We start from the raw sequence: 22,950 nt of genomic DNA on the forward strand, positions 1-22,950 counted from the left end.
CCACCCTGCAACAGATTGATACACAAAAAAACAGGGCTCCAAATTGGAGCCCTGTGAAACCATTATTGCCGGTCGCGACCAATGGACGCAGCGAGCGTCACATCCCGATCCCGTTACTTTTCGTCGCAGATCGGTGTGGCGAACTCCAGTGCCATGTCCCACGGCTGTTCGATCCAGGTATCCTGCGGGATCGCCACTTCGAAATCATCCAGCAGCGCTTCGCCCATCGGCTTGGCGAAAATCGCGATGAACTTGGCTTTCGGGTAGAGCTCGCGGATCGCCTTGGCGGTAGTGCCGGTGTCTACCAGATCTTCCACCACCAGCCAGCCTTCGCCATCACCGGCGGTGGTGGCAGCCTTCACGACCACCAGCTCGCGCTGGCTGTCATGGTCATAGCTGGAGATGCAGAGAGTTTCCACATTACGAATGCCAAGTTCACGGGCCATCAGGGCTGCGGGCACCAGGCCACCACGGCTGACCGCGATGATACCTTTCCACTGGCTGACAGGCAGCTGACGACGGGCCAGACGGCGAGCTTCACGTTGCAGGTTGTCCCACGACACATAGAACTTTTTCGGCATGTTATCGATCTCAAATAGTTATTTAAAAACAATCACTTAAAATAACAACACCCGCAATTCTCCCTGCGGATGCCAGTAAATGGCGGCCCTTGCCAGACTGAATTCAGATTGCACTTCGGCTGCCTCAGGGCTAAGCCTCGGCAGCAAATCTGATAACAATGGAAGCAAGATGGGCTTATCCGGCGATCGGTTAGATGATGTGTCCAAACCGCGGACAGGCTGTTGGGCCGATATGATAGCACCGTTTGCAGAGAAAATGCCTGGCAAACGTATGCCAAAAACAGGAAAAATCGGCATCACCCTCTCCATTCGGCACATCTAGAGCGCCAAACGACTAACCTGCCGTCCCTGCTGCCGAGTCCAAATGGGCTGTGCGGCAAATCGCAGATAAAAAAATAGCAGGGGGAGGATTTACCTCACGCACCTGCTGCTTTCTCGCCTCTGCCTGGTTGGGCAGCTCGTCTTAGCGACGAGTGACGAAGGGGTTAGGGTAGCTGAAACCCTGGGTATACAAAGAGGGGGCAAACCAATAGGTTGAGTTGCTGCCTGGCATATTGAAACTCCTGATTGCTTAACAAGTTACGTACCTTTAATGCGGGCTCAAATCCTTGAACGAACACTCGGTTCCATGGAGGCGCACTTGCTTTGCTTCGGTTCCCTGGAGGCTTTCATCGTCATCCTGACGGGTGGCGAACCACGGGAGCTAATTTACCAGTCGGTGCGTTAAATTCAATATTTTTGTGAGATCGGTCACACATTTTCTTTTCTATTGGCCAGCGTCGTCCGAACCTGACGATCGTACTGCCTAGTTGCCATCAGCCAGCACAAGCTGCCTGCGATTTGCGCTGATTGCTCACATTTTTGTGTGATTGACTGTATTATCGTTATCCTCTTCCCCGGCCCGCTGATGGGGCCCTGTTAATTCCGTGCTGGTAAGGAGTCCCGACGTGGCACAGCTTAGCTCTCTCTCTCCCAAACTGATTTGGCATTTCTTCGAACAGATCTGCTCCATTCCCCACCCTTCCAAACATGAAGCCAAACTGAGCGCCTGGATCATCCAATGGGCTCAAGGGGAAGGTCTGGCGGTCAAGCAGGACAAGGTCGGCAACATCATCATCAAGAAACCGGCCACCCCGGGGATGGAAAACCGCAAAGCCGTGGTACTGCAGGCCCACATAGACATGGTGCCGCAGGCCAACGCCGACACCAAACACGACTTCGCGACCGATCCTATCGATGCCTATGTCGATGGCGAGTGGGTCACGGCCCGTGGCACCACCCTGGGTGCCGACAACGGCATCGGCATGGCTGGTTGTCTGGCCGTACTGGCTGACAAGACCATCAAGCACGGTCCGCTGGAAGTGCTGCTGACCACAGACGAAGAGACCGGTATGACCGGCGCTTTCGGTCTGGAAGCTGGCTGGCTGGAGGGCGAAATTTTGCTCAACACCGACTCCGAAGAGGATGGCGAAGTCTATATGGGCTGCGCTGGCGGTGTGGATGCCAATATCCGCTTCCCGCTCGAGCTGGTTGATGCTGCTGAAGGTGAAGCGTTCGAACTGGCCGTAAAAGGGCTGCGTGGCGGTCACTCCGGTTGCGATATCCATCGCGGTCGTGGCAACGCCAACAAGCTGCTGGTGCGTCTGCTCAAAGCAGCCGAGCCGCAGGGTGTTCGTCTGGCCGAGATCCACGGCGGCACCCTGCGCAACGCCATCCCGCGCGAAGCTCGCGCCACCCTGCTGGTGCCTTCTGCCAGCGTAAACGAGTTCAAGGCGCTGGTTGACCGCTACACCGGGATCTACCAGACCGAATTGGCCGCTACCGAGCCGAACCTGACCGTGCTGGTCAACAGCGCCGCCAAACCGGCCAAGCTGATGAGCGTCTCCCTGCAGCAGCGCCTGCTGGATGCCCTGATGGCCTGCCCGAACGGCGTGATGCGCATGAGCGATGCCATGCCCGGCGTGACCGAAACCTCTACCAACTTGGGGGTCATCAAGACTCAGGATGGCGAAGTATACGTCCAGTGCCTGATCCGCTCCCTGATTGACTCAGGCCGCGAGAGCATCGAGCAGATGACCCGCTCCCTGTTCACCTTGGCAGGCGCCAGCTGCGAATTCACCGGTGCCTACCCGGGTTGGGCGCCGAACGTGGACTCCCCCGTCATGGCGCTGGTTCGCAACAGCTACCAGACCCTGTTCGGCACCATGCCCAACGTCATGGTGATCCACGCCGGCCTCGAGTGCGGTCTGTTCAAGAGCGCCTATCCGGAGTGGGACATGGTCTCCTTCGGCCCGACCATCCGCGGTGCCCACTCCCCTGACGAGAAGGTACATATCCCGGCGGTCGAGCGTTTCTGGCAACTGCTGGTGCACGTGCTGGAAGCGATTCCGGCCAAATAACCCGGCCTGCGCCACACGGCAAAGCAAAGCCCCGCACTGCTGCGGGGTTTTTTATTGTCTGTTCCAACCTGACGTTGGCGCTTACCGGATGCCGCGGGCCTCGCGGATCCACTCCCAGGCTTGCTGGATCTCCTGGGTCTTCTCCTTGGCCATCTCCATCATCTCCGGCGGCAGCCCTTTGGCGGCCAGCTTGTCCGGGTGATGCTTGCTCATCTCCTTGCGGTAGGCGCGCTTGATATCCTGATCGCTGTCGCTCTCGCTCACCCCCAGCAACTGGTAGGCATTCTTGAGGCGATCCGCAGAGGGTGCCGCCTGCCGATACTGCTGGCCACCGGAATGGCCCCCCTGATACTGGCCATGGGCCTGATTGAAGAAGTTCATCTGCGCTTCGGCCATCGCCAGAATGCGGGCCAACTCAATGCGGCTGAAGCCCAGCTCGTCGGCAATGGTATGAAGAATGGCGCGCTCGCCCTCCTCCACCCGACCATCTGCAAAGGCCGCCTGCAACTGCACTTCGAGGAAGAAGCGCAGAATATCGCGCTGCCCCAGACTGGCACGGCGGAACTCGGCCAGGGTTTCGCGCAGCGGGAAGTCGGCCTCTTTACCGAGACGAAACGACTCCTGCGCCCGGACACGCTGTTCGCCCGCCAGCCGCATACGATCCATCAGGTTGGAGGCAACCCGGATCTCCTGTTCGGTCACCTGACCGCTTGACTTGGCGATGTGACCCATCACCGAGAAAGTGGCATGGAAGAAGACGGCTTGCTGCTCCTGACTCGGACCGCGACGAAACGCCCCCTGCAGCCCCATGCCACGGTCGAAACGGTGGCCAATCCAGAGACCTATCAGGGCGCCGATGATATTGCCGAGCAGAAAACCGAAGAAGGCGCCCAGCACCTTACCCCAAATACGCATGGTTCAAGACCTCTTGAAGTTAATGAGTGCGGGTCTGGAGCTGGTCATCCAGCTCGCGCAGTCGATCGACCGTGCCGATATCGCGCCACTCGCCAGCGAGTAGGCTGCCGCCTACCCGCCCTTGTGCCATCCAGTCACGCAGCAGGGGCGCCAGCTTGCGGGCGCCGCCCGCGAGACCGGCAAAGGCCGCCGGATCATATAGTCCGACCCCGCTGAAGGTAAACGCTGGCGTATCCATGACTCGCCCCCCTTGCAGGGCAAAGTCCCCACTCGGGTGCTGGGGCGGATTGGGCACCAGCCAAAGGTGGGCCAAATCATCGCCAAGGGGCTGGCTGACCAGAGTGTGATAATCGAGATCTAGCCAGGTATCGCCGTTGATCACCAAAAAAGCTTCAGAGCCCAGCAGCGGCAGCGCCTGCACGATTCCGCCCGCGGTCTCCAGCGCGCTCTCCTCGGCTGACCAGTGGATGGTCACACCAAGCGCACGGCCATCACCCAGGCTCTCAACCAGCTTGTGGCCAAGCCAGGCGTGGTTGATGACCAACTCGGTCACACCGGCAGCTTTGAGTTTTTCGATGTGATGAACGATGAGCGGCTTGCCCCCCACCGCTAGCAGCGGCTTGGGCAACAGGTCGGTCAGCGGGCGCATCCGCTCGCCACGGCCAGCGGCCAGGATCATCGCCTTCATGGTTTAACCCCAGCGTTGGCGATCCCCGGCAACACCACCTGCTCCAGCCACTGACCAAAACGGGCCAGTACCGGATAGGCACGACCATGAGTGCGACAGACATCCACCACATAGCCGAGGGTACGGGGAATATCCTTGAGATAGCCGGACTTGCCGTCGCGATGATAGAGCCGGGTGAAGATCCCCGCCGCTTTGAGGTGGCGCTGCATGCCGGTCAGGTCGGCATCACGACGGAAACTGGCATAATCGAGCTCGCCAAGCAGACCCGCCTGTTGCAGGGTGGCAAAGCCGTGGCGCATACCTTCATCGATCACCTCGTCAGGCCAGCGTATGTAGCAATCTTTCAGCAGGGAGACCAGGTCATAGGTAAGCGGCCCGATGACCATATCCTGAAAATCGATGATGGCGAGTTCGCTGCTATCAGGAGTGTCTCCGCCACACACCATCAGGTTGCGACTGTGGAAGTCACGGTGCATGATCCCTTGCGGCTGAGCCAGATTGCAGGCGGTGAGGCAGGCAAAGGTCTCATCGAGCAGCTGCTGCTCTTCGTCGCTCAGGGTCAGTTTTAGATGGTGGCCCAGCAGCCACTCGGGGAAAATGCTGTTCTCCCGCGCCATAAAGGCGGCATCGAAGGGCTCAAGCGCCAGATCCACTGCCGCCAGTGTCGGCAACAGATCGATCGCCTTGCCATACAAGGCCAGCACGTTTTGCTCGTTCAGGCAGCTGATCAGCTGGGTATCGCCCAGGTCACTGACCGCCAGCAGCCCCTGTTCGTAGTCCACCGCCTTCACCTCTGGCGCCAACAGCTGACGCGCCTGCAAGGCGGCCGCGTTACGAACAAATTCATGATTTTTTTCGGTTTTCGGATTGGCATCCACCCACACAAGACCACCACCACGAGAGTAGCGGCGGAAGCTGGCATCACCGGAAATGAGGGTCAACTGAAGATTGGCATCACCGGAAATACGGCGTGCCCACTGCAATAGCAGGGAATCGCGATCGTGCATAAGTAGAGGACCAAGGTGGAAAGCAGCACTTGGCTGTTAGCCCTGGCCGCAATAATGCTTTATCATTGCCGGCTAACATAAAGCAATGACATGCAATGTCAACTCGATGAAACCTGTCGTAAAATGCATGCCTTGGATCAACCGTATCTATCACGGATTGCACGAGTCTTTCACATGACAAAATGGACACTGGGGTACCGCTATCCCATCGCCCTGACTATCAGCCTGGCCCCCGCACTCACCTCTATGATGGTGCAGGCGGCTCCGTTCGAAGCGCCGCCAGCCACCGGCATTCTCGATAGTCTCTGCTATGACTATGTTCCCAAGATAGAGAAGCCTGCATCGGATCAGGATGCCAACGCACAGCCGGTCGAGGTTGATGCTGACCGTCTCGAGGCCAAACAGGGCGGCACCGCCGTCTATGAAGGCGACGTCAAGGTTCGTCAGGGTGTTCGCAAGTTTGACTCCGACTATGCCCAGCTCGATCAGAAGAGCCGGGATGTCATCGCCATCGGCAACATCTATTACAACGACGGTCAGGTGACCGTCACCAGCGACAAGACCCTCAAATCCAACCTGGATACCAAGAACTCCGAACTGGAAGAGGGCAAGTATCAGGTGCATGGCTCACCGGTGCGCGGCTTTGCCAAGCGAGTGGTGATGACCAACAACAACCAGAACATCACCATGGAGGGTGCCCAGTACACCACCTGCCCCCCCGGTCAGGAAGTGTGGACCCTCAAGGCGGGCAGCATCGACATCGACCAGAAAGAGGTGTTCGGCGAAGCCTGGAACGCCAGCCTCTGGCTCTATGACTACCCGGTGTTCTACTTCCCCTATATCAACTTCCCCATCAAGGATGAGCGGAAGACCGGTCTGCTCTACCCGGGCTACAAGCAGAGCTCCAGCAACGGCATGGATATCACCCAGCCCTTCTACTGGAACATAGCTCCCAACTACGATGCCACCATCACCTCCCGTTTTATGGATAAACGCGGCCTGATGGAGCAGGTGGAGTTCCGCTACATGCCGGACCCCGCACATGCAGGTATTCTGTACTTTGAAAATCTGGCGGATGACAAGCAGTACAACCCAAGCAACTCCAATCTTTCAGATGGCCATCGTTACCTGATGAATGTCCGTCACGGCTCAACCCTGATGGATGGTTCACTGCGCTTTGGCGTCGACTACACCCAGGTGCGGGACAAGGATTACAACTACTTCAACGACTTCAGCCCGCAAGTGGGCACTCAGGTCGACAGCCAGTTGCAGCAATCCTTTACTGCCGGCTACTACCAGCAGAACTGGAACCTGACGTCAGAGATCCGCCGTTATCAAATTCTGCGTCCCGACGTACCATTGCCCCACGAGATGCTGCCGCGTATCGACTACAACTACTATCAACAGGGTAAGTGGTTCGATCTGGCCTGGAACAGCGAGCTAACCAAGTTTGGCTATGACAGTGGTAACGCTAACACTCAGCAAGCCGGTGAGCGCTACACTGCCACCCGTCTGCATCTGGCACCGACTCTGACCGTGCCTCTGGTGGATGCACCGGGTTACTACCTGACCAGCCAGTACAAGCTGATGTTTACCTCCTACAACCAGGAGGTACCCGATAATCTGGTTAGCCAGGACCGCAGCCGCTTCACCGATGCAGACAGCAAACAGCTGACCCTGAAAGAGGGCACCATTACCCGTACTCTGCCCTCCTTCCGCCTCAAGGGAGGCGTCAACTTCGATCGCCCGCTCGACTGGTATGATGGCAAGGGTACCCAGACTCTGGAACCCGAATTCCAGTATCTCTACGTTCCCTATCGGGATCAGGACGAGATCGGGATCTACGACTCCACCACCACCCGTCAGGACTACTACAGCTTGTTCAGTGACCGCCGCTTTGCCGGTCTCGACCGCATCAGCGATGCCAATCGGGTCACCGTTGGCCTGACCAGCCGGGTCTATGACAATGTGGGTGATGAACGGTTGCGTCTGGCGGTAGCCCAGGCCTTTGAGATGACGCCACCCAAGGTGCGCCTCTACCCTTCAAATCCGGAAAGCACCAACGCCCGCTCCCTGCTCTCGTTTGAGGGGGATGCCCGGATCACCGATGAGTGGTTTGCCCATGCAGGAACCCAGTACGATACCTCCGAGGGTGAATTTACGGCTGGCAACGGTGCAGTCGAGTACCGGACCAGCAAGCTGACCACCCAGCTCAACTACCGCTACATCAAGGATGGTAATCTGGACTATCAAACCAAACCTGATAGCGCTCTACCTTCAGATTTAAGCCAGGCGGGTCTGGTAGTAATGGCGCCGCTCGCCGATCAGTGGCAGATGTATGGCGGTTACTACCGTGATATCAAGCAGGATGTGAACATTGACCGCAAGATCGGTGTCAAATACGACTCCTGCTGCTGGAGCATCAACATGAGCCTGGAGTGGCACAACCAGCCGCAGTGGGAAAACAATGTTCTCATGTCACGCTCGGAAAAAGTCATTGGTCTGCAGTTTGAAATGAAGGGACTTGGCAGCGTGGGTACCGGTGGCCGCAGCGTCACCCTGGATACCGAGTTGTTGCCCTATGTTCGCCCGTTTAATCTGAAAGGCCAGCAATGATGCTGGCCCAGCCTTGAGAGATGGATATGAAAAAGACCCTGATTGCCCTGCTGACCGCGGGAATGTTCGGCGCCATGAGCCAGGCCGCACTGGCTACGCCCGAGCTGATGGACAAGGTTCTGGCCGTGGTCAACAAGGATGTGGTGCTGTCCAGCCAACAGGACTCACTGGTCAACAAGGTAAAACTCTCCGCCCAGGAGAGCGGCCAGTCCCTGCCTGACGATGCCACCCTGCGCAAACAGGCGCTGGATCGGCTGATCCAGGAGAGCCTGCAGCTGCAACTGGCAGAGCGCCAGGGGCTGAAGATCAGCGATACCCAGCTGGAACAGGCTATTCAGGGCATCGCTGCCGACAACAAGATGACCCTGGATCAGCTGCGCGCTCAGCTCGCCCGTGAAGGGATGACCTATGCCCAGTATCGGGAAGAGGTTCGCCGCGAGATCCTGATGAACGAGGTGCGCCGCAACCAGGTGCGCCGCCGTATCAACATCTCCGAGCAGGAGGTGAAGCAGGTGGTGGAGATCCTGAAGAAACAGGGTCAACAGCAGAACGAATACCACGTCGGCCATATCCAGATTGCCCTGCCGGACAACCCCACTGCCGCCCAGCTGGATGCCGCCAAGAGCAAGATCGAGCGCATTCTGGCCGCCCTCAAGCAAGGTGCCGACTTCCGCAAACTGGCCATTGCCGAGAGTAACGGACCCAAGGCGCTGGAAGGGGGCGACTGGGGCTGGATGAGCCCGCAAGAGATGCCGACCCTGATGGCGGAAGCGGTACAGGGTGCCAAGAAGGGCGACATCGTCGGCCCGCTGCGCTCCGGTGCCGGCCTGCACATCGTCAAGGTGTTCGACACCAAGGGTCAGCAGCAAGTGATGCAGACCGAGGTGAAAGCCCGCCACATCCTGATCAAGCCGTCCATTATCCTGAGCGAAGAGAAAGCCAAGGGGATGCTGGATGGCATTCTGCACGACATCAAGAGCGGCAAGGCAAGCTTCGCCAGCATGGCGGAGAAGTACTCCGAAGATCCGGGCTCTGCGGTGCAGGGTGGCGAACTGGGCTGGTCTGATCCCAACGTCTATGTCCCCGAGTTCCGCGACATGGTCAACCGTCTGCAACCGGGCCAGATCAGTGCCCCGTTCCGTACCAGCCACGGCTGGCACATCGTGCAGGTGGAAGATCGCCGCAGCCAGGATGCGACCGACAAGGCTCAGGAGCAGCGCGCCTACCAGCTGATCTACAATCGCCGCTTCGTGGAAGAGTCCCAGGCGTGGCTGGATGAGCTGCGTGACGAGGCCTACATCCAGATCGAAGGAGCTGGTAGCTGATGAGCTGCCGTCGCCTTGCCGTTACCCCGGGCGAACCGGCCGGGATCGGCCCGGATCTGGTGCTGCAGATTGCCCGGCAGGATTGGCCCCACCAGTTGGTAGTGATCGCCGATCCGGCGCTGCTGCGCGAGCGGGCAACCCTGCTTGGGCTGCCCATCGAGCTTGAGCCCTACGATGCCGCTGCCCCTGCCCGCCCCCAGCGGGCGGGCACTCTGACCGTCTGTCCGGTCACCCTCGGCGCCCCCGTGGTGCCGGGCGAGCTGAACGAAGGCAATGGCGCCTATGTGCTGGCGACCCTGCAGCGTGCCTGCGATGGCAACATGAGCGGCGAATTTGCCGCCGTGGTGACCGGGCCGGTGCACAAGGGGATCATCAACCAGGCCGGGGTCTCGTTCAGCGGCCACACCGAGTTCTTTGCCCAGCAATCCAACACCGCCGATGTGGTGATGATGCTGGCCACCGAGGGGCTGCGGGTCGCACTGGCGACAACCCATATTCCGCTGGCCTATGTAGCGATGGCCATCACCGAGGATCGCCTCGGCAAGGTGATCCGGATCCTAAATGAGGATCTCGCCACCAAGTTTGGCATCGCCAAACCCCGTATTTACGTCTGCGGCCTCAACCCCCATGCAGGGGAAGGTGGCCATCTCGGACGTGAAGAGATTGACGTGATCGAACCCGCACTGGCCACGCTGCGCCAAGAGGGGATCGATCTGGTCGGCCCGTTGCCGGCCGACACCCTGTTCCAGGAGAAATACCTCAAGGATGCGGATGCGGTACTCGCCATGTACCACGACCAGGGGCTGCCTGTGCTCAAATACAAGGGCTTCGGCAGTTCGGTCAATATCACCCTGGGGCTTCCCTTCATCCGCACTTCGGTGGATCACGGCACCGCGCTGGATCTGGCAGGCAAGGGCCTGGCCGATCCGGGCAGCCTTGTCACCGCGATTAACCACGCCATCAAGATGGTAGAGAAAAAAAGATATGAGCAGTAAGGTGCACATGGGCCACACGGCCCGTAAGCGTTTCGGTCAGAACTTCTTGCACGACCGGTATGTGATCGATCAAATCGTCGCCGCCATCAACCCGCAGCCGGGTCAGAATCTGGTGGAGATCGGTCCGGGTCTGGCCGCGCTGACCGAGCCGGTCGCCGCCCAGATGGACAAAATGACCGTGGTCGAGCTTGACCGGGACCTGGCAGCTCGCCTGCGCGAGCACCCGACCCTCAAAGACAAGCTGACCGTCATCGAAGCGGATGCCATGCGTTTTGACTTCGGCACCCTGATGGGTGAAGGCAAGGGGCCGCTGCGCATCTTCGGCAACCTGCCCTACAACATCTCCACCCCGCTCATCTTCCACCTGTGCGAATTTGCCGACCGGGTTGAAGACATGCACTTCATGCTGCAAAAGGAAGTGGTGTTGCGTCTGGCCGCTGGCCCGGGCAGCAAGGCTTATGGCCGTCTGAGCGTGATGACCCAGTACTACTGCCAGGTGGTGCCGGTGCTGGAAGTGGGCCCAGGCGCCTTCAAACCGGCGCCGAAAGTGGACTCTGCCGTGGTTCGCCTGATCCCGCACAAGAATCCGACCATAGTCGCAAAAGACATTCGTTGTCTGAATCGCGTCTGTACCGAAGGCTTTGGCCAGCGTCGCAAGACCATCCGCAACAGCTTCTCCAACTTCATCACCGACGCCCAGCTGACCGAGCTTGGTATCGATGGCAACCTGCGCCCAGAGAATCTCTCCCTCGAGCAGTTTGTCATGATCGCCAACTGGCTGGCGGATCAGCAACAGGCCTGATCCTGTGGCACCCCCGCACATCGAGATCCGCCCATACCCCGTGTATGTGGCGGGCTCCAAAGACCCTTACCAGTTTCACTATCTGATCGAGATTGAGAATCTGGGGCCCGGCCCGGTGCAACTGCTGCATCGGCGCTGGCTCATCACCGATGCCAATGGCAAGATGCTGGAAGTGGCAGGCCCGGGCGTGGTCGGGGAACAACCCGTCATTGCCGAAGGTGAGACTTACCGCTACCAGAGCGGCGTGCCGCTGGTGACCCCGCTTGGGGTGATGGAAGGGAGCTATACCCTGCAAGATGGCTCTGGTCAGCAGTTTGAGGCGCCCATCGCCCCCTTCACGCTAGCCATCCCCAATATTATCAACTGAGGTTTCATGGCGAACTGTTTTGTCGGTGACATCCAGGGCTGTTACGACGACTTGCGCCGTCTGCTGGATCTTGCCGCGTTCGATCCCGAAAATGACGTGCTCTGGCTCTGCGGCGATCTGGTCGCCCGCGGCCCGGACTCCCTCAATACCCTGCGTTTTGTCAAAGGGCTGGGCAACCGCGCCGTCACCGTGCTCGGCAACCACGACCTGCACCTGCTGGCGGTCGCCGATGGCGTTGCACCGCTCAAGAAGAAAGACAAGCTGCAAAGCCTGATGGATGCCCCTGATCGGGATGAACTGCTGGAGTGGCTGCGCCACCGCCCGCTACTGGCCGAACATCCGGACCTGCCCATCATGATGGTGCATGCCGGAATCTCCCCCGCATGGGATGTCCGCACCGCGCGCAACTGCGCCCGCGAGGTAGAGAGCCTGCTACGCGGTGACCAGTACAGCTGGCTGCTGCACAACATGTACGGCGACCAGCCCGATGGCTGGAAAGATGATCTGGTCGGGATCGACCGCTACCGCTACATCATCAACACCTTCACCCGGATGCGCTTCTGCTATTTCGATGGTCGTCTCGACTTCAAATGCAAGAAGGGGCCCAAGGAGTCGACCCCGGGGCTGCGTCCCTGGTTCGAACAGCGCGAACACCACGTGGACGACCCCATTCTGGTGTTCGGCCACTGGGCGGCGCTGATGGGCAACACCGGCAAGAGCGACATCAAGGCACTCGATACCGGCTGCGTCTGGGGCAACAGCCTCACCCTGTGGCGCTACGAGGATGATGCCCTGATCACCACCCCCTGCCCGGTTCACGCCAGCTAGAAAGTGCGCAGCAATCAGGCGATTGCTGCCGCACGGATGGCCACAACCCGCTCCAATAACAAAGCCCGGCTGGTTGCCGGGCTTGCTGTTTTAGGCTCCCTGTTTTCCAGCGAATGAAGTTACAACTTGCGCCCCAGCCGCTTCTCGATCTGGCGCCGCTCCCACTCGGGGCCAAACAGCTTGAAGGGCTGAAACACCCGAACAGCATGGGAGGCAAGTCCCAGCCCCCAACCCAGGGTTGGCCACCAGGCCCAGATGTACTCTGGATTGCTCAGGTAGTTGATGACAAACAGCCCGCAGATCACCACCACGTAGCTGGCGACATGGTGATAGAAGCCCTTGAGCTCCTCCACATAGCGCATTGCCGCCCGCTCCTCTGCCGATACCTGCACCGCATCCTGACCCATAGTGTCACTTCCTCTCATCTCGCGCTCCTGTTGCTCTGATCCATCCAGTTGAGCCACATCGAGTTCAAAGACGGCGGCCAGGGCCTTGAGAGATTCCAGTCCGGGTTGCTGCCCTTGCTCGATCCGCTGGATAGTGCGGACACTCAAACCAGTTAACGTTGCCAACTGATCCTGAGACCAACCCCGTTGCAATCTCAACTTCCTGACGATCATCTCGAACTCCTTGTGGTAATTGACAGGGCCAGCATAGGGCTTGCGCCGCGAAAGGTGACACGACAGATGGCCGACATACATCTGACAGTCCTTTAAAATCAGATGGTTAAGATTTTGATCTTGTCAGTCAGCCGCTCGTTCCCCCAGATATTGCACAAACCGTAACAGATAACCATCGGGATCCTGCAGCAAAAATTCGCGCTGCCCGGCCAGCATCTCGCCCACTGGATACCAGACCTCAGTGGGCTGCCGGAAAAGTGCAATCCCGGCGGCCTGCAAGCGCTCGAGTAGCGGCTGGATCTCGGTCAGCTCCATCTGCAGATTGATCCCCCGACCGAACGGTGGCTCCAGCGCCCCGACCTGCCAACCCGCCGGATGTACCTGCTCCAGCATCAGTTGTACCTGTTGCTGTTCAAGATAAGCAAAAGGAGGGTCATCGCGCCGATAGCGGACCGAGAAGCCCAACAAACCGGTATAGAAAACCAGAGATCGAGCCAGATCGGTAACCGACAGCTCCGGTACCATGGGATTCCAATACACCTCATCCACCGCGACAGTAGGGTTCGTCATGGCTTACAGGCTCTGCATCAGCTCGGCGGCAATCTCGAAAGAACGCAGTCGGGCCTGATGATCGACGATAGGACCGTTGAACATCAGCTCATCGGCGCGGGTTTCCGCCAGCAGCGCCTTGAGACCGTGACGAACCTGCTCCGGATCGCCCACCAGAGAGCGAGCCAGGGTCTGCTCCATCGCCATCAGCTCACGGGGCGCCCACTCGTCAACAAGCTGGACGACCGGCGCGGGCAGCTTGCCCGCATCACCGCGATGAAGGCGCAAGAACTGCTGCTGCACGGTAGTGAACTGGAAGCGGGCCTCCCGCTCGCTGTCGGCGGCGATCATGTTGATGCAGACCACCGCATGGGGCTTGGGCCAGCGCGCAGAGGGGCGATACTGGCTGCGGTAGATCTCCAGCGCCTGCAGCAACATGGCGGGCGCGAAATGGGAGGCAAAACCGAACGGCAAGCCCATCACCGCCGCCAGTTGCGCGCTGTAAAGGCTGGAGCCCAGCAGCCAGACTGGCAGATGCAGCCCCTGGCCGGGCACCGCCTGCACCGCGCCGATCTCGTCGCCAAAATAGCTCATCAGCTCGCGCACATCGGCTGGGAAATCATCCACCTCACCGCTGCGCATACGTCGCAGCGCCCGCATGGTGCGCTGATCGGTCCCGGGGGCGCGACCAAGGCCCAAATCGATGCGGTCGGGATAGAGCGAAGCCAAGGTGCCAAACTGCTCGGCAATCACCAGCGGCGAGTGGTTCGGCAGCATGATGCCACCCGCCCCGATCCGCAGAGTGGTGGTGGCTTCGGCCAGATGACCGATCAGCACCGAGGTGGCGGCACTGGCAATGCCCGGCATGTTGTGATGTTCGGCCAGCCAGTAGCGCTGGTAACCCCAACCCTCGGCATGGCAGGCAAGATCCCGTGAACGGCGAAACGACTCGGCAGGCACGGAACCCTCGGCAACAGGCACCAGATCGAGCACGGAATAGGGGATGGCAGACATTGGTCACTCCATTGATTTACACACCAGTAACAAGTGGGGCAATGTAGCACGGGATACCTGAATGAATCACTATCTCCTGCCACACTCTGCCTGCCAAGCGGCAGCAATCGAACGGAACAAATCTCAGGCAAGTATTGTTTGAACGCTCATCCTGCTGGCAGCGCATGCCCAGGGGGCGTCATATTTTCTTACATTTGCGGGCTGGCCTGAGCGCCCCTGGCTGGTTATAACGGTGCCCCTATAGCGAAGGGGGAGCAATAGACTCCCCCTCACTCTTTGTCACACCACACTGTTCAGGTTATCTATGTCAAAATATCTCGTTCTGCTGGGCGCGCTGACGCTGTCCGGTTGCGCCCCCGCCACTGTCACTGAGCTCACCTCCGCAGATTCCTCGCTGCAACGATTCCAGATCGAGTGCAGTGCGCCGGATGATTGCCAGCAACAGGCAAGCTTGAGCTGTCCGCAGGGCTATCAGGAAACCGATCGCAGCCAGCACACCTTCACCAAGGTTCAGATGAGCATGGGGGGCACCGACCCGATGAGGGGATTTAGCCCGAGCTTCCCCCAGATCAGTACCTACACCATCCATACCCTGCTGGTGCAGTGTCCCCGCAAGCCGGCACAGCCCCACCCGCAGGGACACTGATGAGCAAGGGCCCGCAGGCCCTTCTCTCTTGTTACCCACACTCAGCCCACGGCGAATGACCCACACCTTGCAAGGCAGGACGTTTTGCGAATAACCCGCGTAATCCATCAAGCCCGGAGAAAAGAGGAAAAGCCATAAAAAAACGGTCAACCGAGGTTGAGTTTTTCACTACGTTGCGTCCTTAGAACAGCAGATGTGCCACCCCGGCGATAACCGGCAAGGTGACCAGAGTGCGCAGCAGGAAGATAACAAACAGCTCCCACAACTTGACCGGGATCTTGCTGCCCAGCAGCAGGGCGCCCACTTCCGACATATAGATCAGCTGGGTTACCGACATGGCGGCAATCACGAAGCGGGTCATGTCACTCTCGATGGTCGAGGCCAGCACCGCCGGAATGAACATGTCGGCAAAACCGACCATGATGGTCTTGGAAGCCGCTTCCGCCTCCGGCAGTTGCAGCAGCTCCAGCAAGGGGACAAACGGGGCGCCAAGCCAGTTGAAGATAGGGGTGTGCTCGGCCAGCATCAGGGCACAGGTACCTATCGCCATCACCACCGGCAGCACGCCAAATACCATATCCAGTGCATTCTTCACCCCTTCCCGCGCGACGGCGCCGAGATCAGTCATGCTGTCAGCCTTGGTCAGGGCACGCTCGAAACCATAGCTCATCACGCTGTGCTGGTGCGGCACTGCTTCCTGCTTGCGGCACAGGGGAGTGCCATCGGCATAGATGTCCTTCTTCCAGCAAAGTGGCGGCAAACGCGGCACCACGATAGCGGCAACCACCCCCGCCAGACAGACGGTCAGATAAAAGGGAACGAACATGTGCTCCAGCTTCACCTGGGAGATCACCACCAGACAGAAGGTGATTGAGACCGCAGAGAAGGTGGTGCCAATCACCGCAGCTTCACGTTGGGTGTAGAACTTCCCTTCGTACTGCTTGCTGGTCAGCAGGATGCCGACGCTGCCATCGCCGAGCCAGGAGGCAAAGCAGTCCACTGCGGAGCGACCCGGCAACCGGAACACCGGACGCATGATGCGGGTCATCATGGTGCCGACAAATTCCAGCAGCCCGAAATCGAGCAGCAACGGCAGCAGCAGGCCGGCAAAAATGAATACCGAGAACAGCACCGGCAGCAGATCGTTGAGCACCAGTCCACCGGTTGCGCCGGAGTAAAGCACCTCAGGCCCCACCTGGAAGAAGGTCAGCAACACGAAGATACCGCCCAATACCCGCACGCAGGCCCAGAAAGGGGAGACATTAAACAAGCTGTTGAGGAAAGGACGACGCACCAGAATCGCTGGCTTGAACAACCAGGCAATCAGCGTCATCAGCATGGTGGTGGTGATCACCGCACTGACCATGGCGACCAGATAATCGGCAAAAACGCGCTGTACCAGCTTGGCCAGCACGGCCACCGGGATGGTGACGTTACCGTCATAGACGACCGGCGTCATGAACAGCAGGATCCCGATAAGTGACGGAACCAGAAACATCAACAAGTTACGGCGAGTATTGACCGCAGGTGCTTCGAGACTCTTTTCCAACATGATATGACTGCCCTAATGTTACTTTTCCCTAGCCCGGCCAACCTGCGTATTCATGCATTAACCGGCAAAACGGGCGCAAGAATACTCTAAAAAAATGCACAAACAAGCCCTTAAGGCAGAAATTTGCGCATAAATATCTCCACAGGCAAACCTTCCATTAAAACAATAAGATACAGCGGCGCATATCGATTCAATCGACATCGCCAGATGATTGTTTCGTTATTGTTAATTTTGGTGGGCGGTATAATCGGTTATCAGTAGCAGGCAATAAGTGACATCACAAATATACCTAATGAGTTGCTGCTCGATAGACATAAAAAAACCGGAGCCTGTTCAGGCTCCGGTTTTCAATGAGAGTGACGGGGATCAGTCACGGACGTAGATGACTTCAACGCCATCATCTTCGTCGTCATCCCAATCGTCATCATCAAGCCCTTCATCGAAGGCAAGAGAGGCAGCCAGTGCTTCCGCTTCAGCCTTGGCCAGCTGGTTCTTGTGGTAGTCATCCCACTTGAACTCCACCTTCTCGATGGCGTCTTTGGCATCTTCCGCCAGCTGACGGGGCATGGTATCCAGCAGATCCAGAATGTCGTAGCAGACCTTCTTGGTACCTTCCTTGCTGATGGCAGTGATGGCATAGACCGGACCTTCGTGGTTCAGGGCCGCCTTGACGCGATCCATCACCTCCTGGGCTTCTTCTTCCAGGATCAGGTCCATCTTGTTGAACACCAACCAGCGCGGCTTGCCAGCCAGTTCCGGGCTGTACTTCTCCAGCTCCTTGACGATGGTCACGGCATTTTCAGCAGGATCGGAGCCATCAACCGGGCAGATATCCACCAGGTGGATCAGCACGCGGCAGCGCTCTAGGTGTTTCAGGAAGCGGATTCCCAAGCCTGCACCTTCGGCAGCGCCTTCGATCAGACCCGGGATATCGGCGATCACGAAGGAGCGGGAGTTCTCACCACGCACCACACCCAGGTTCGGTACCAGGGTAGTGAAGGGGTAATCAGCTACTTTCGGGCGAGCCGCAGAAACGGCGCGAATAAAGGTAGACTTGCCTGCGTTGGGCAGACCCAGCATGCCGACATCGGCCAGCAGCAGCAGCTCCAGCTTCAAAGTACGCACTTCACCCGGAGTACCATTACTCTTCTGGCGGGGAGCACGGTTGACGGAGCTCTTGAAGCGGGTGTTGCCCAGACCATGGAAACCACCTTTGGCAACCAGCAGCTTCTGCTCGTGGTGGGTCAGATCCCCCAGCAGTTCACCGGTATCTTCATCGGTCGCTCGAGTACCGACCGGCACACGCAGGATCTTGTCCTTGCCGCGGCGACCGGTACAGTTGGCGCTCTGGCCATTCTCACCGCGCTCGGCAGCATGGAAACGCTCGAAACGGTAGTCGATCAGGGTATTGAGGTTTTCGTCGGCGATCAGATATACGTCGCCACCGTCACCGCCGTCACCGCCGTCCGGACCACCGTTGGGAATATATTTTTCACGGCGAAAGCTTACACAACCGTTACCACCGTCACCGGCATCGACTCGAATCTGGACTTCATCAACAAACTTCATAGGTAACCGTCACCTTAATTCGAAAAACCGATACGCAATTATAGTGGTACAGACCCCTGCGGGCGATACGCATCTTGCCAATCATGCCCGTCAGAGCCAAAGTCAGCTGCGTTCCGTTTTTTCGTCAACGACATCAGAAAGACGTCAGAAAAACAAAAGCCCCGCCTGTTGGCGGGGCTTCGGATCCTTGCGGTCCGTAATTACTCAGCAACGATGCTAACGTACTTACGATTCAGCGGACCTTTAACTTCGAACAGGATTTTACCAGTCGCGGTAGCGAACAGGGTGTGATCCTTGCCCAGACCAACGTTGGTGCCAGCGTGGAACTTGGTACCACGTTGACGAACGATGATGCTGCCAGCCAGAACTGTTTCGCCGCCGAAACGCTTCACGCCCAGGCGTTTAGCTTCAGAATCGCGACCGTTGCGGGATGAACCGCCAGCTTTTTTGTGTGCCATTTATCGGACTCCTCTAATTAAGCGCTGATGCCAGTGATTTTGACTTCAGTGAACCACTGACGGTGGCCCGCTTGCTTACGATGGTGCTTACGACGACGGAACTTGACGATAGTCACTTTCTCGCCACGGCCGTGAGCCACAACTTCAGCTACAACCTTGCCACCTTCAACGAAAGGAGCACCTACTTTAAAAGTGTCGCCTGCAGCAACCATCAGAACTTCGTTGAAGTCGATGGTAGCGCCAGTCTCAACGTTCAGCTTTTCCAGACGAACGATTTGACCTTCGGCCACACGGTGTTGTTTTCCGCCGCTTTGGAATACCGCGTACATTTGATTAACTCCGTAAAGGCATGTCTTTTGCTCAAGGCTAGACATGCGCAAAAACCTATAACAATGGGCGGGCATTCTACGCAAATCGATCTGCTCAGGCAAGGCCAATTTAGCAAAAAGTTTATTTTGTGCGCATATCTGCCGCCGTGGATAAACGCCTAACTGTAACCCATTGTGAAATCGTGTAGAATCCCTGCCATTACTAAAATCGCAGTTATTGCTGCTGTCACGTTACGAGACTTATGGACCAACAGACTATCCGTGCGCTCTGTGCCGCCGACATGACGGCGGTCAATGAACTGATCCTGGCCCGACTCCAGTCCGACGTTAGTCTGATTAATCAGCTGGGTTTCTACATTGTCAGCGCCGGCGGGAAACGGATGCGCCCCATGCTGACCGTGATGGCTGCGCGTGCGCTGGGCTATGAGGGTGAGGATCACCTGAAACTGGCCGCCATCATCGAATTCATTCACACCTCTACCCTGCTGCATGACGACGTAGTCGACGAATCCGACCTGCGCCGTGGCAGGGAGACCGCCAACGCCATGTTTGGCAATGCCGCCAGCGTGCTGGTCGGTGACTACCTCTATAGTCGCTCCTTCCAGATGATGGCCGAACTCTCCAACCTGCGGGTGATGGAGATCCTCTCGGATGCCACCAACACCATCGCCGAAGGGGAAGTGTTGCAGCTGATGAACTGCAACGACCCGGATACCACCGAAGAGAGCTACATGACGGTCATCTACTGCAAGACCGCCAAACTGTTCGAGGCCGCTACCCGGCTCGCCGCCGTGCTGACCCATCAGCCCGAGCCCGTCGAACAGGCCATGACCGATTACGGCAAGTATCTGGGCACCGCGTTCCAGATCATCGATGACGTGATGGACTACTGCTCCCAGAGCGAAGAGATGGGCAAGAACGTCGGCGACGATCTGGCCGAAGGCAAACCGACCCTGCCGCTGCTGCGCGCCATGGAAGTGGGTACGCCGGAAGAGCGCCAGCTGGTGCGCGATGCCATCCTGCACCGCAACGGCATGGAGCATCTTGAGCAGATCCTCGGCATTCTCGACCGCACTGGCGCGCTGGAGTACTCCCGCATGCGTGCCAGAGAAGAGGCCGAGAAGGCCATTGCCGCCCTCGCCATCCTGCCGGACTCCCCGCACAAGCACGCGCTGGAAACACTGGCCCACATGGCCGTGCAGCGCAGTGCCTGAGTAAACGACATGCATGAAAAAAGAGGCCTTCGGCCTCTTTTTTATTGTCTGCTATCTGCTGGACAGTGCATTGCGCCAGACTCAGCGACTCATCATCCAGAGGATCACGCTACCCGCAACCACTAGCGAGCCGCCGATACGGCGCAACTGCTCCGGTGGCTGATCGCTCAGCAGCCGTAACATCTGCTGCCATGCCCTGGGCATCAACAACGGGCCGAGCCCCTCGAACAACAACAGCAATCCCAACCCCATCAGCATGGATGTCAGCATCCGACCTCCTTCAATGCAACCAGCCCCCAGGGTCGACGGCTAGCATTGGCACCAAAAACAAAAGGGTCTGACAATGCAGACCCTTTGAATGTGACCTCGTGGCGATTACGGCTTGGTGCCGTGAGGAGACTTGAGGTAACGGAAGAACTCGCTGTCCGGCTTGAGCACCATCAGGTCGTTGCCACCGGCAAAGCTCTTGCGATAGGCCTCCATGCTACGCACGAAGCTGAAAAACTCGGGGTCTTTCTTGTAGCTGTCGGCATAGATCTTGGCGGCTTCCGCATCCCCTTCACCGCGCAGCTGGCGAGCGTTACTCTCGGCGTCGGCGATCATGACGGTCACCTTGCGGTCGATATCGGCACGCAGGATTTCAGCCTTCTCGCGACCCTGAGAGCGGTGCTCACGGGCGACGGCGGTACGTTCGGCACGCATCCGCTGGTAGATGGAGTTGGAGACTTCCACCGGCAGGTTGATCTGCTTGATCCGCACATCCACCACCTTGATACCAAGCTCGGAGGAGCGTGCCATCTTCTTCAGGGCATCTTCCATCACGGTACTGCGCTCACCGGAGACGATGTCCTTGATGGTGCGGTTACCGATCTCTGAACGCAGACCGTTGTTGATCTTGCGCTTGAGCAGATCTTCCGCCTGCAGCTTGTTGCCACCACCGGTTGCCAGGTAGTACTTGGAGAAGTCCTCGATCTTCCACTTCACGTAAGAGTCGATGATCAGGTCTTTCTTCTCGGAGGTGACAAAACGGTCGGCCTGGCTGTCAATGGTCTGGATGCGGGCATCCATCTTGCGAACCTGGTCGATGAGCGGCACCTTGAAGTGCAGGCCCGGCTCATAGAGGCGGGGTTCACCGGAGTCAACCCGCTTCACCTTGCCAAACTGCACCACAATCCCCTTCTGACCTTCATCAACGATAAAGACAGAGGAGAAGCAGACCATGGCCGCGACAGCGATTGCACCAATAGCTAGCTTTTTCATCTATCAGTTTCTCCCTGAGCTGAAGCGGTCACCGCTACGCAGCGGCATTGTCGGGGTAGAGTTGGCACCCTCGTTGGAAACGGGGACCTGCTCTGTGACCGGGGCGACAGTGGCACGATCAGACTGGGCAGCCTTCGGCTTGCCAGACAGCTTGTCGAGCGGCAGGTAGATCATGCTGTTGTTGCCAGCCGGCATGTCGACCACCACCTTGTTGGCCTGCTGATAGAGCTCTTCCATCGTTTCCAGATAGATACGCTCACGGGTCAGCTCGGGGGCAGACAGATACTGGGGCAGCAGCTCGTTGAAGCGAGCAACTTCACCCTGGGCTTTCAACACGATCTGGGATTTGTAAGCTTCCGCTTCCTGCTCCAGACGCTTCACCTGGCCACGGGCCTTGGGCTCCACTTCACGAGCATAGGCTTCTGCTTCACGAATGAAACGCTGTTCATCTTCCTGAGCGGAGATGGCGTCATCAAACGCGTCTTTCACCTCTTCCGGCGGACGCGCCGGCAGGAAGTTGACGTCGACGATCTGCAGACCCATCTGGTAGGGCTCGATGATGCCATCGATCACCTGCCAGGTCTCCTGACGCACCTTCTCACGACCGGTAGTCAGGACGTCATCCATCCGGGTATGACCCACTACATAGCGCAGGGCGCTATCGGTGGCCTGACCCAGACTCTCGTCGGCATTGGTCACGCTGAACAGATATTGCTCGGGATTGACCACACGGTACTGCACGTCCATCTCGACCCGTACCACGTTCTCATCCTGAGTCAGCATGAAACCGGAGGCAGGCAGGGAACGCACGGACTCGACGTCCACCGGGATCACCTGATCGATAAAGGTCGGCTTCCAGCGCAGGCCCGGCTCGACAATATGGGAAAACTTGCCAAACCGCAGCACGGCACCACGCTCCGCTTCGCGAATGGTGTAGAAGCCGCTGACGACCCACACCACCACAGCCACAACCAGCGCGATGGAGATACCAAAGCGACCTACATCGCCGCCAGATTTGCCGCCACCAAACAAGCCACCGAAACGGCGACTCACTTTGCGCAGCATTTCATCCAGATCAGGGGGTCCCTGATTCTTGCCGTTATTCCCCCAAGGGTCACGGTCTTTGCCGTTGTTACCAGGCTCATTCCAAGCCATCAGCGTCTCCATTAATACATGCGGATGGATATCATCTCTACCGGGCCGTCATACGTTGAGA

At 58.3% G+C, this 22,950-nt stretch carries 24 protein-coding genes; 9 read left to right on the forward strand and 15 right to left on the reverse strand.

Annotated elements, in window-relative coordinates:
- Positions 1–113: 113 nt before the first annotated feature.
- Both gpt and AB5Y85_RS12800 read right to left on the reverse strand, forming a co-directional pair.
- Entirely contained in the window at positions 114–581 is a 468-nt protein-coding gene (gpt, locus tag AB5Y85_RS12795; RefSeq protein ID WP_005339007.1) for a xanthine phosphoribosyltransferase, read from the reverse strand.
- A gap of 36 nt (positions 582–617) precedes the next feature.
- Positions 618–878 carry a hypothetical protein gene (locus tag AB5Y85_RS12800; protein ID WP_257687196.1) on the reverse strand — a complete coding sequence of 87 codons (261 nt, stop codon included), beginning with the start codon at positions 876–878 and terminating at the stop codon, positions 618–620.
- Between the two features lie 650 nt (positions 879–1,528).
- Between AB5Y85_RS12800 and AB5Y85_RS12805 the strand changes: the two genes are divergently transcribed.
- The gene (locus tag AB5Y85_RS12805; protein WP_257687195.1) at positions 1,529–2,980 is read left to right on the forward strand and encodes an aminoacyl-histidine dipeptidase; all 1,452 of its coding nucleotides are present in this window, start codon (positions 1,529–1,531) and stop codon (positions 2,978–2,980) included.
- Positions 2,981–3,061: 81 nt separating this feature from the next.
- Here the strand turns inward: AB5Y85_RS12805 and djlA are convergent, their stop codons facing one another.
- Genes djlA through AB5Y85_RS12820 form a run of 3 tightly spaced genes read right to left on the reverse strand, consistent with a single transcriptional unit; the run spans position 3,062 to position 5,590 of the window.
- Complete coding sequence (djlA, locus tag AB5Y85_RS12810; protein ID WP_257687194.1) at positions 3,062–3,895, reverse strand: co-chaperone DjlA; 834 nt, start codon at positions 3,893–3,895, stop codon at positions 3,062–3,064.
- A 19-nt stretch (positions 3,896–3,914) separates the two neighbouring features.
- Positions 3,915–4,583 (reverse strand): N-acetylmuramate alpha-1-phosphate uridylyltransferase MurU, encoded by a 669-nt coding sequence (gene murU / locus AB5Y85_RS12815; protein WP_257687193.1) that lies wholly within the window; start codon positions 4,581–4,583, stop codon positions 3,915–3,917.
- Positions 4,580–5,590 (reverse strand): aminoglycoside phosphotransferase family protein, encoded by a 1,011-nt coding sequence (locus AB5Y85_RS12820; protein ID WP_257687192.1) that lies wholly within the window; start codon positions 5,588–5,590, stop codon positions 4,580–4,582. Before AB5Y85_RS12820 ends, murU begins: the two co-directional genes overlap by 4 nt.
- Positions 5,591–5,764: 174 nt before the next feature.
- Between AB5Y85_RS12820 and lptD the strand changes: the two genes are divergently transcribed.
- Genes lptD through AB5Y85_RS12850 form a run of 6 tightly spaced genes read left to right on the forward strand, consistent with a single transcriptional unit; the run spans position 5,765 to position 12,523 of the window.
- The gene (gene lptD / locus AB5Y85_RS12825; protein ID WP_257687191.1) at positions 5,765–8,206 is read left to right on the forward strand and encodes an LPS assembly protein LptD; all 2,442 of its coding nucleotides are present in this window, start codon (positions 5,765–5,767) and stop codon (positions 8,204–8,206) included.
- A gap of 26 nt (positions 8,207–8,232) precedes the next feature.
- On the forward strand, positions 8,233–9,531 hold the full coding sequence (gene surA / locus AB5Y85_RS12830; RefSeq protein WP_257687190.1) for a peptidylprolyl isomerase SurA: 1,299 nt from the start codon (positions 8,233–8,235) through the stop codon (positions 9,529–9,531).
- The gene (gene pdxA / locus AB5Y85_RS12835; RefSeq protein ID WP_257687189.1) at positions 9,531–10,526 is read left to right on the forward strand and encodes a 4-hydroxythreonine-4-phosphate dehydrogenase PdxA; all 996 of its coding nucleotides are present in this window, start codon (positions 9,531–9,533) and stop codon (positions 10,524–10,526) included. The genes surA and pdxA overlap by 1 nt, the downstream gene beginning before the upstream one ends.
- Positions 10,516–11,328: a 16S rRNA (adenine(1518)-N(6)/adenine(1519)-N(6))-dimethyltransferase RsmA gene (gene rsmA, locus AB5Y85_RS12840; RefSeq protein WP_005339016.1), complete on the forward strand. Its 813-nt coding sequence runs from the start codon at positions 10,516–10,518 to the stop codon at positions 11,326–11,328. Before pdxA ends, rsmA begins: the two co-directional genes overlap by 11 nt.
- Before the next feature lie 4 nt (positions 11,329–11,332).
- Positions 11,333–11,695: a Co2+/Mg2+ efflux protein ApaG gene (gene apaG, locus AB5Y85_RS12845; protein WP_236382875.1), complete on the forward strand. Its 363-nt coding sequence runs from the start codon at positions 11,333–11,335 to the stop codon at positions 11,693–11,695.
- A gap of 6 nt (positions 11,696–11,701) precedes the next feature.
- Positions 11,702–12,523, forward strand: coding sequence for a symmetrical bis(5'-nucleosyl)-tetraphosphatase (locus AB5Y85_RS12850; RefSeq protein WP_005339018.1), 822 nt, complete (start codon positions 11,702–11,704; stop codon positions 12,521–12,523).
- Positions 12,524–12,642: 119 nt separating this feature from the next.
- Here AB5Y85_RS12850 and AB5Y85_RS12855 read toward each other — a convergent pair whose 3' ends face one another.
- From AB5Y85_RS12855 to AB5Y85_RS12865, 3 genes are all read right to left on the reverse strand, one after another.
- Entirely contained in the window at positions 12,643–13,143 is a 501-nt protein-coding gene (locus AB5Y85_RS12855; RefSeq protein ID WP_021231934.1) for a 2TM domain-containing protein, read from the reverse strand.
- Positions 13,144–13,266: 123 nt separating this feature from the next.
- The gene (locus AB5Y85_RS12860; protein ID WP_257687188.1) at positions 13,267–13,713 is read right to left on the reverse strand and encodes a VOC family protein; all 447 of its coding nucleotides are present in this window, start codon (positions 13,711–13,713) and stop codon (positions 13,267–13,269) included.
- A gap of 3 nt (positions 13,714–13,716) precedes the next feature.
- The gene (locus tag AB5Y85_RS12865; RefSeq protein ID WP_257687187.1) at positions 13,717–14,706 is read right to left on the reverse strand and encodes a luciferase-like monooxygenase; all 990 of its coding nucleotides are present in this window, start codon (positions 14,704–14,706) and stop codon (positions 13,717–13,719) included.
- A 304-nt stretch (positions 14,707–15,010) separates the two neighbouring features.
- Between AB5Y85_RS12865 and AB5Y85_RS12870 the strand changes: the two genes are divergently transcribed.
- Positions 15,011–15,352, forward strand: coding sequence for a hypothetical protein (locus AB5Y85_RS12870; RefSeq protein ID WP_129504672.1), 342 nt, complete (start codon positions 15,011–15,013; stop codon positions 15,350–15,352).
- Positions 15,353–15,533: 181 nt separating this feature from the next.
- Here AB5Y85_RS12870 and AB5Y85_RS12875 read toward each other — a convergent pair whose 3' ends face one another.
- From AB5Y85_RS12875 to rplU, 4 genes are all read right to left on the reverse strand, one after another.
- Positions 15,534–16,904 carry a YjiH family protein gene (locus AB5Y85_RS12875; RefSeq protein ID WP_064338715.1) on the reverse strand — a complete coding sequence of 457 codons (1,371 nt, stop codon included), beginning with the start codon at positions 16,902–16,904 and terminating at the stop codon, positions 15,534–15,536.
- A 366-nt stretch (positions 16,905–17,270) separates the two neighbouring features.
- The gene (gene cgtA / locus AB5Y85_RS12880) at positions 17,271–18,473 is read right to left on the reverse strand and encodes an Obg family GTPase CgtA (protein WP_005339026.1); all 1,203 of its coding nucleotides are present in this window, start codon (positions 18,471–18,473) and stop codon (positions 17,271–17,273) included.
- 200 nt (positions 18,474–18,673) lie between these two features.
- The gene (rpmA, locus tag AB5Y85_RS12885; RefSeq protein WP_005339028.1) at positions 18,674–18,931 is read right to left on the reverse strand and encodes a 50S ribosomal protein L27; all 258 of its coding nucleotides are present in this window, start codon (positions 18,929–18,931) and stop codon (positions 18,674–18,676) included.
- Between the two features lie 17 nt (positions 18,932–18,948).
- Entirely contained in the window at positions 18,949–19,260 is a 312-nt protein-coding gene (gene rplU / locus AB5Y85_RS12890; protein WP_005304210.1) for a 50S ribosomal protein L21, read from the reverse strand.
- 242 nt (positions 19,261–19,502) lie between these two features.
- Here rplU and ispB point away from each other — a divergent pair, with 242 nt between their 5' ends.
- Complete coding sequence (gene ispB / locus AB5Y85_RS12895) at positions 19,503–20,474, forward strand: octaprenyl diphosphate synthase (protein ID WP_257687186.1); 972 nt, start codon at positions 19,503–19,505, stop codon at positions 20,472–20,474.
- A gap of 81 nt (positions 20,475–20,555) precedes the next feature.
- Here ispB and AB5Y85_RS12900 read toward each other — a convergent pair whose 3' ends face one another.
- The 3 genes from AB5Y85_RS12900 to hflK form a co-directional block, all read right to left on the reverse strand.
- A complete protein-coding gene (locus AB5Y85_RS12900) occupies positions 20,556–20,744 on the reverse strand; it encodes a DUF2065 family protein (RefSeq protein ID WP_005341059.1) in 189 nt (62 codons plus the stop codon).
- Positions 20,745–20,849: 105 nt separating this feature from the next.
- A complete protein-coding gene (gene hflC, locus AB5Y85_RS12905; RefSeq protein ID WP_108539861.1) occupies positions 20,850–21,734 on the reverse strand; it encodes a protease modulator HflC in 885 nt (294 codons plus the stop codon).
- A gap of 3 nt (positions 21,735–21,737) precedes the next feature.
- Positions 21,738–22,889 (reverse strand): FtsH protease activity modulator HflK, encoded by a 1,152-nt coding sequence (gene hflK / locus AB5Y85_RS12910; RefSeq protein WP_257687185.1) that lies wholly within the window; start codon positions 22,887–22,889, stop codon positions 21,738–21,740.
- Between the last annotated feature and the right edge of the window lie 61 nt (positions 22,890–22,950).

This window comes from Aeromonas sp. R3-1 (assembly GCF_040908345.1).
GTDB classification, from domain to species: Bacteria; Pseudomonadota; Gammaproteobacteria; order Enterobacterales; family Aeromonadaceae; genus Aeromonas; species Aeromonas veronii.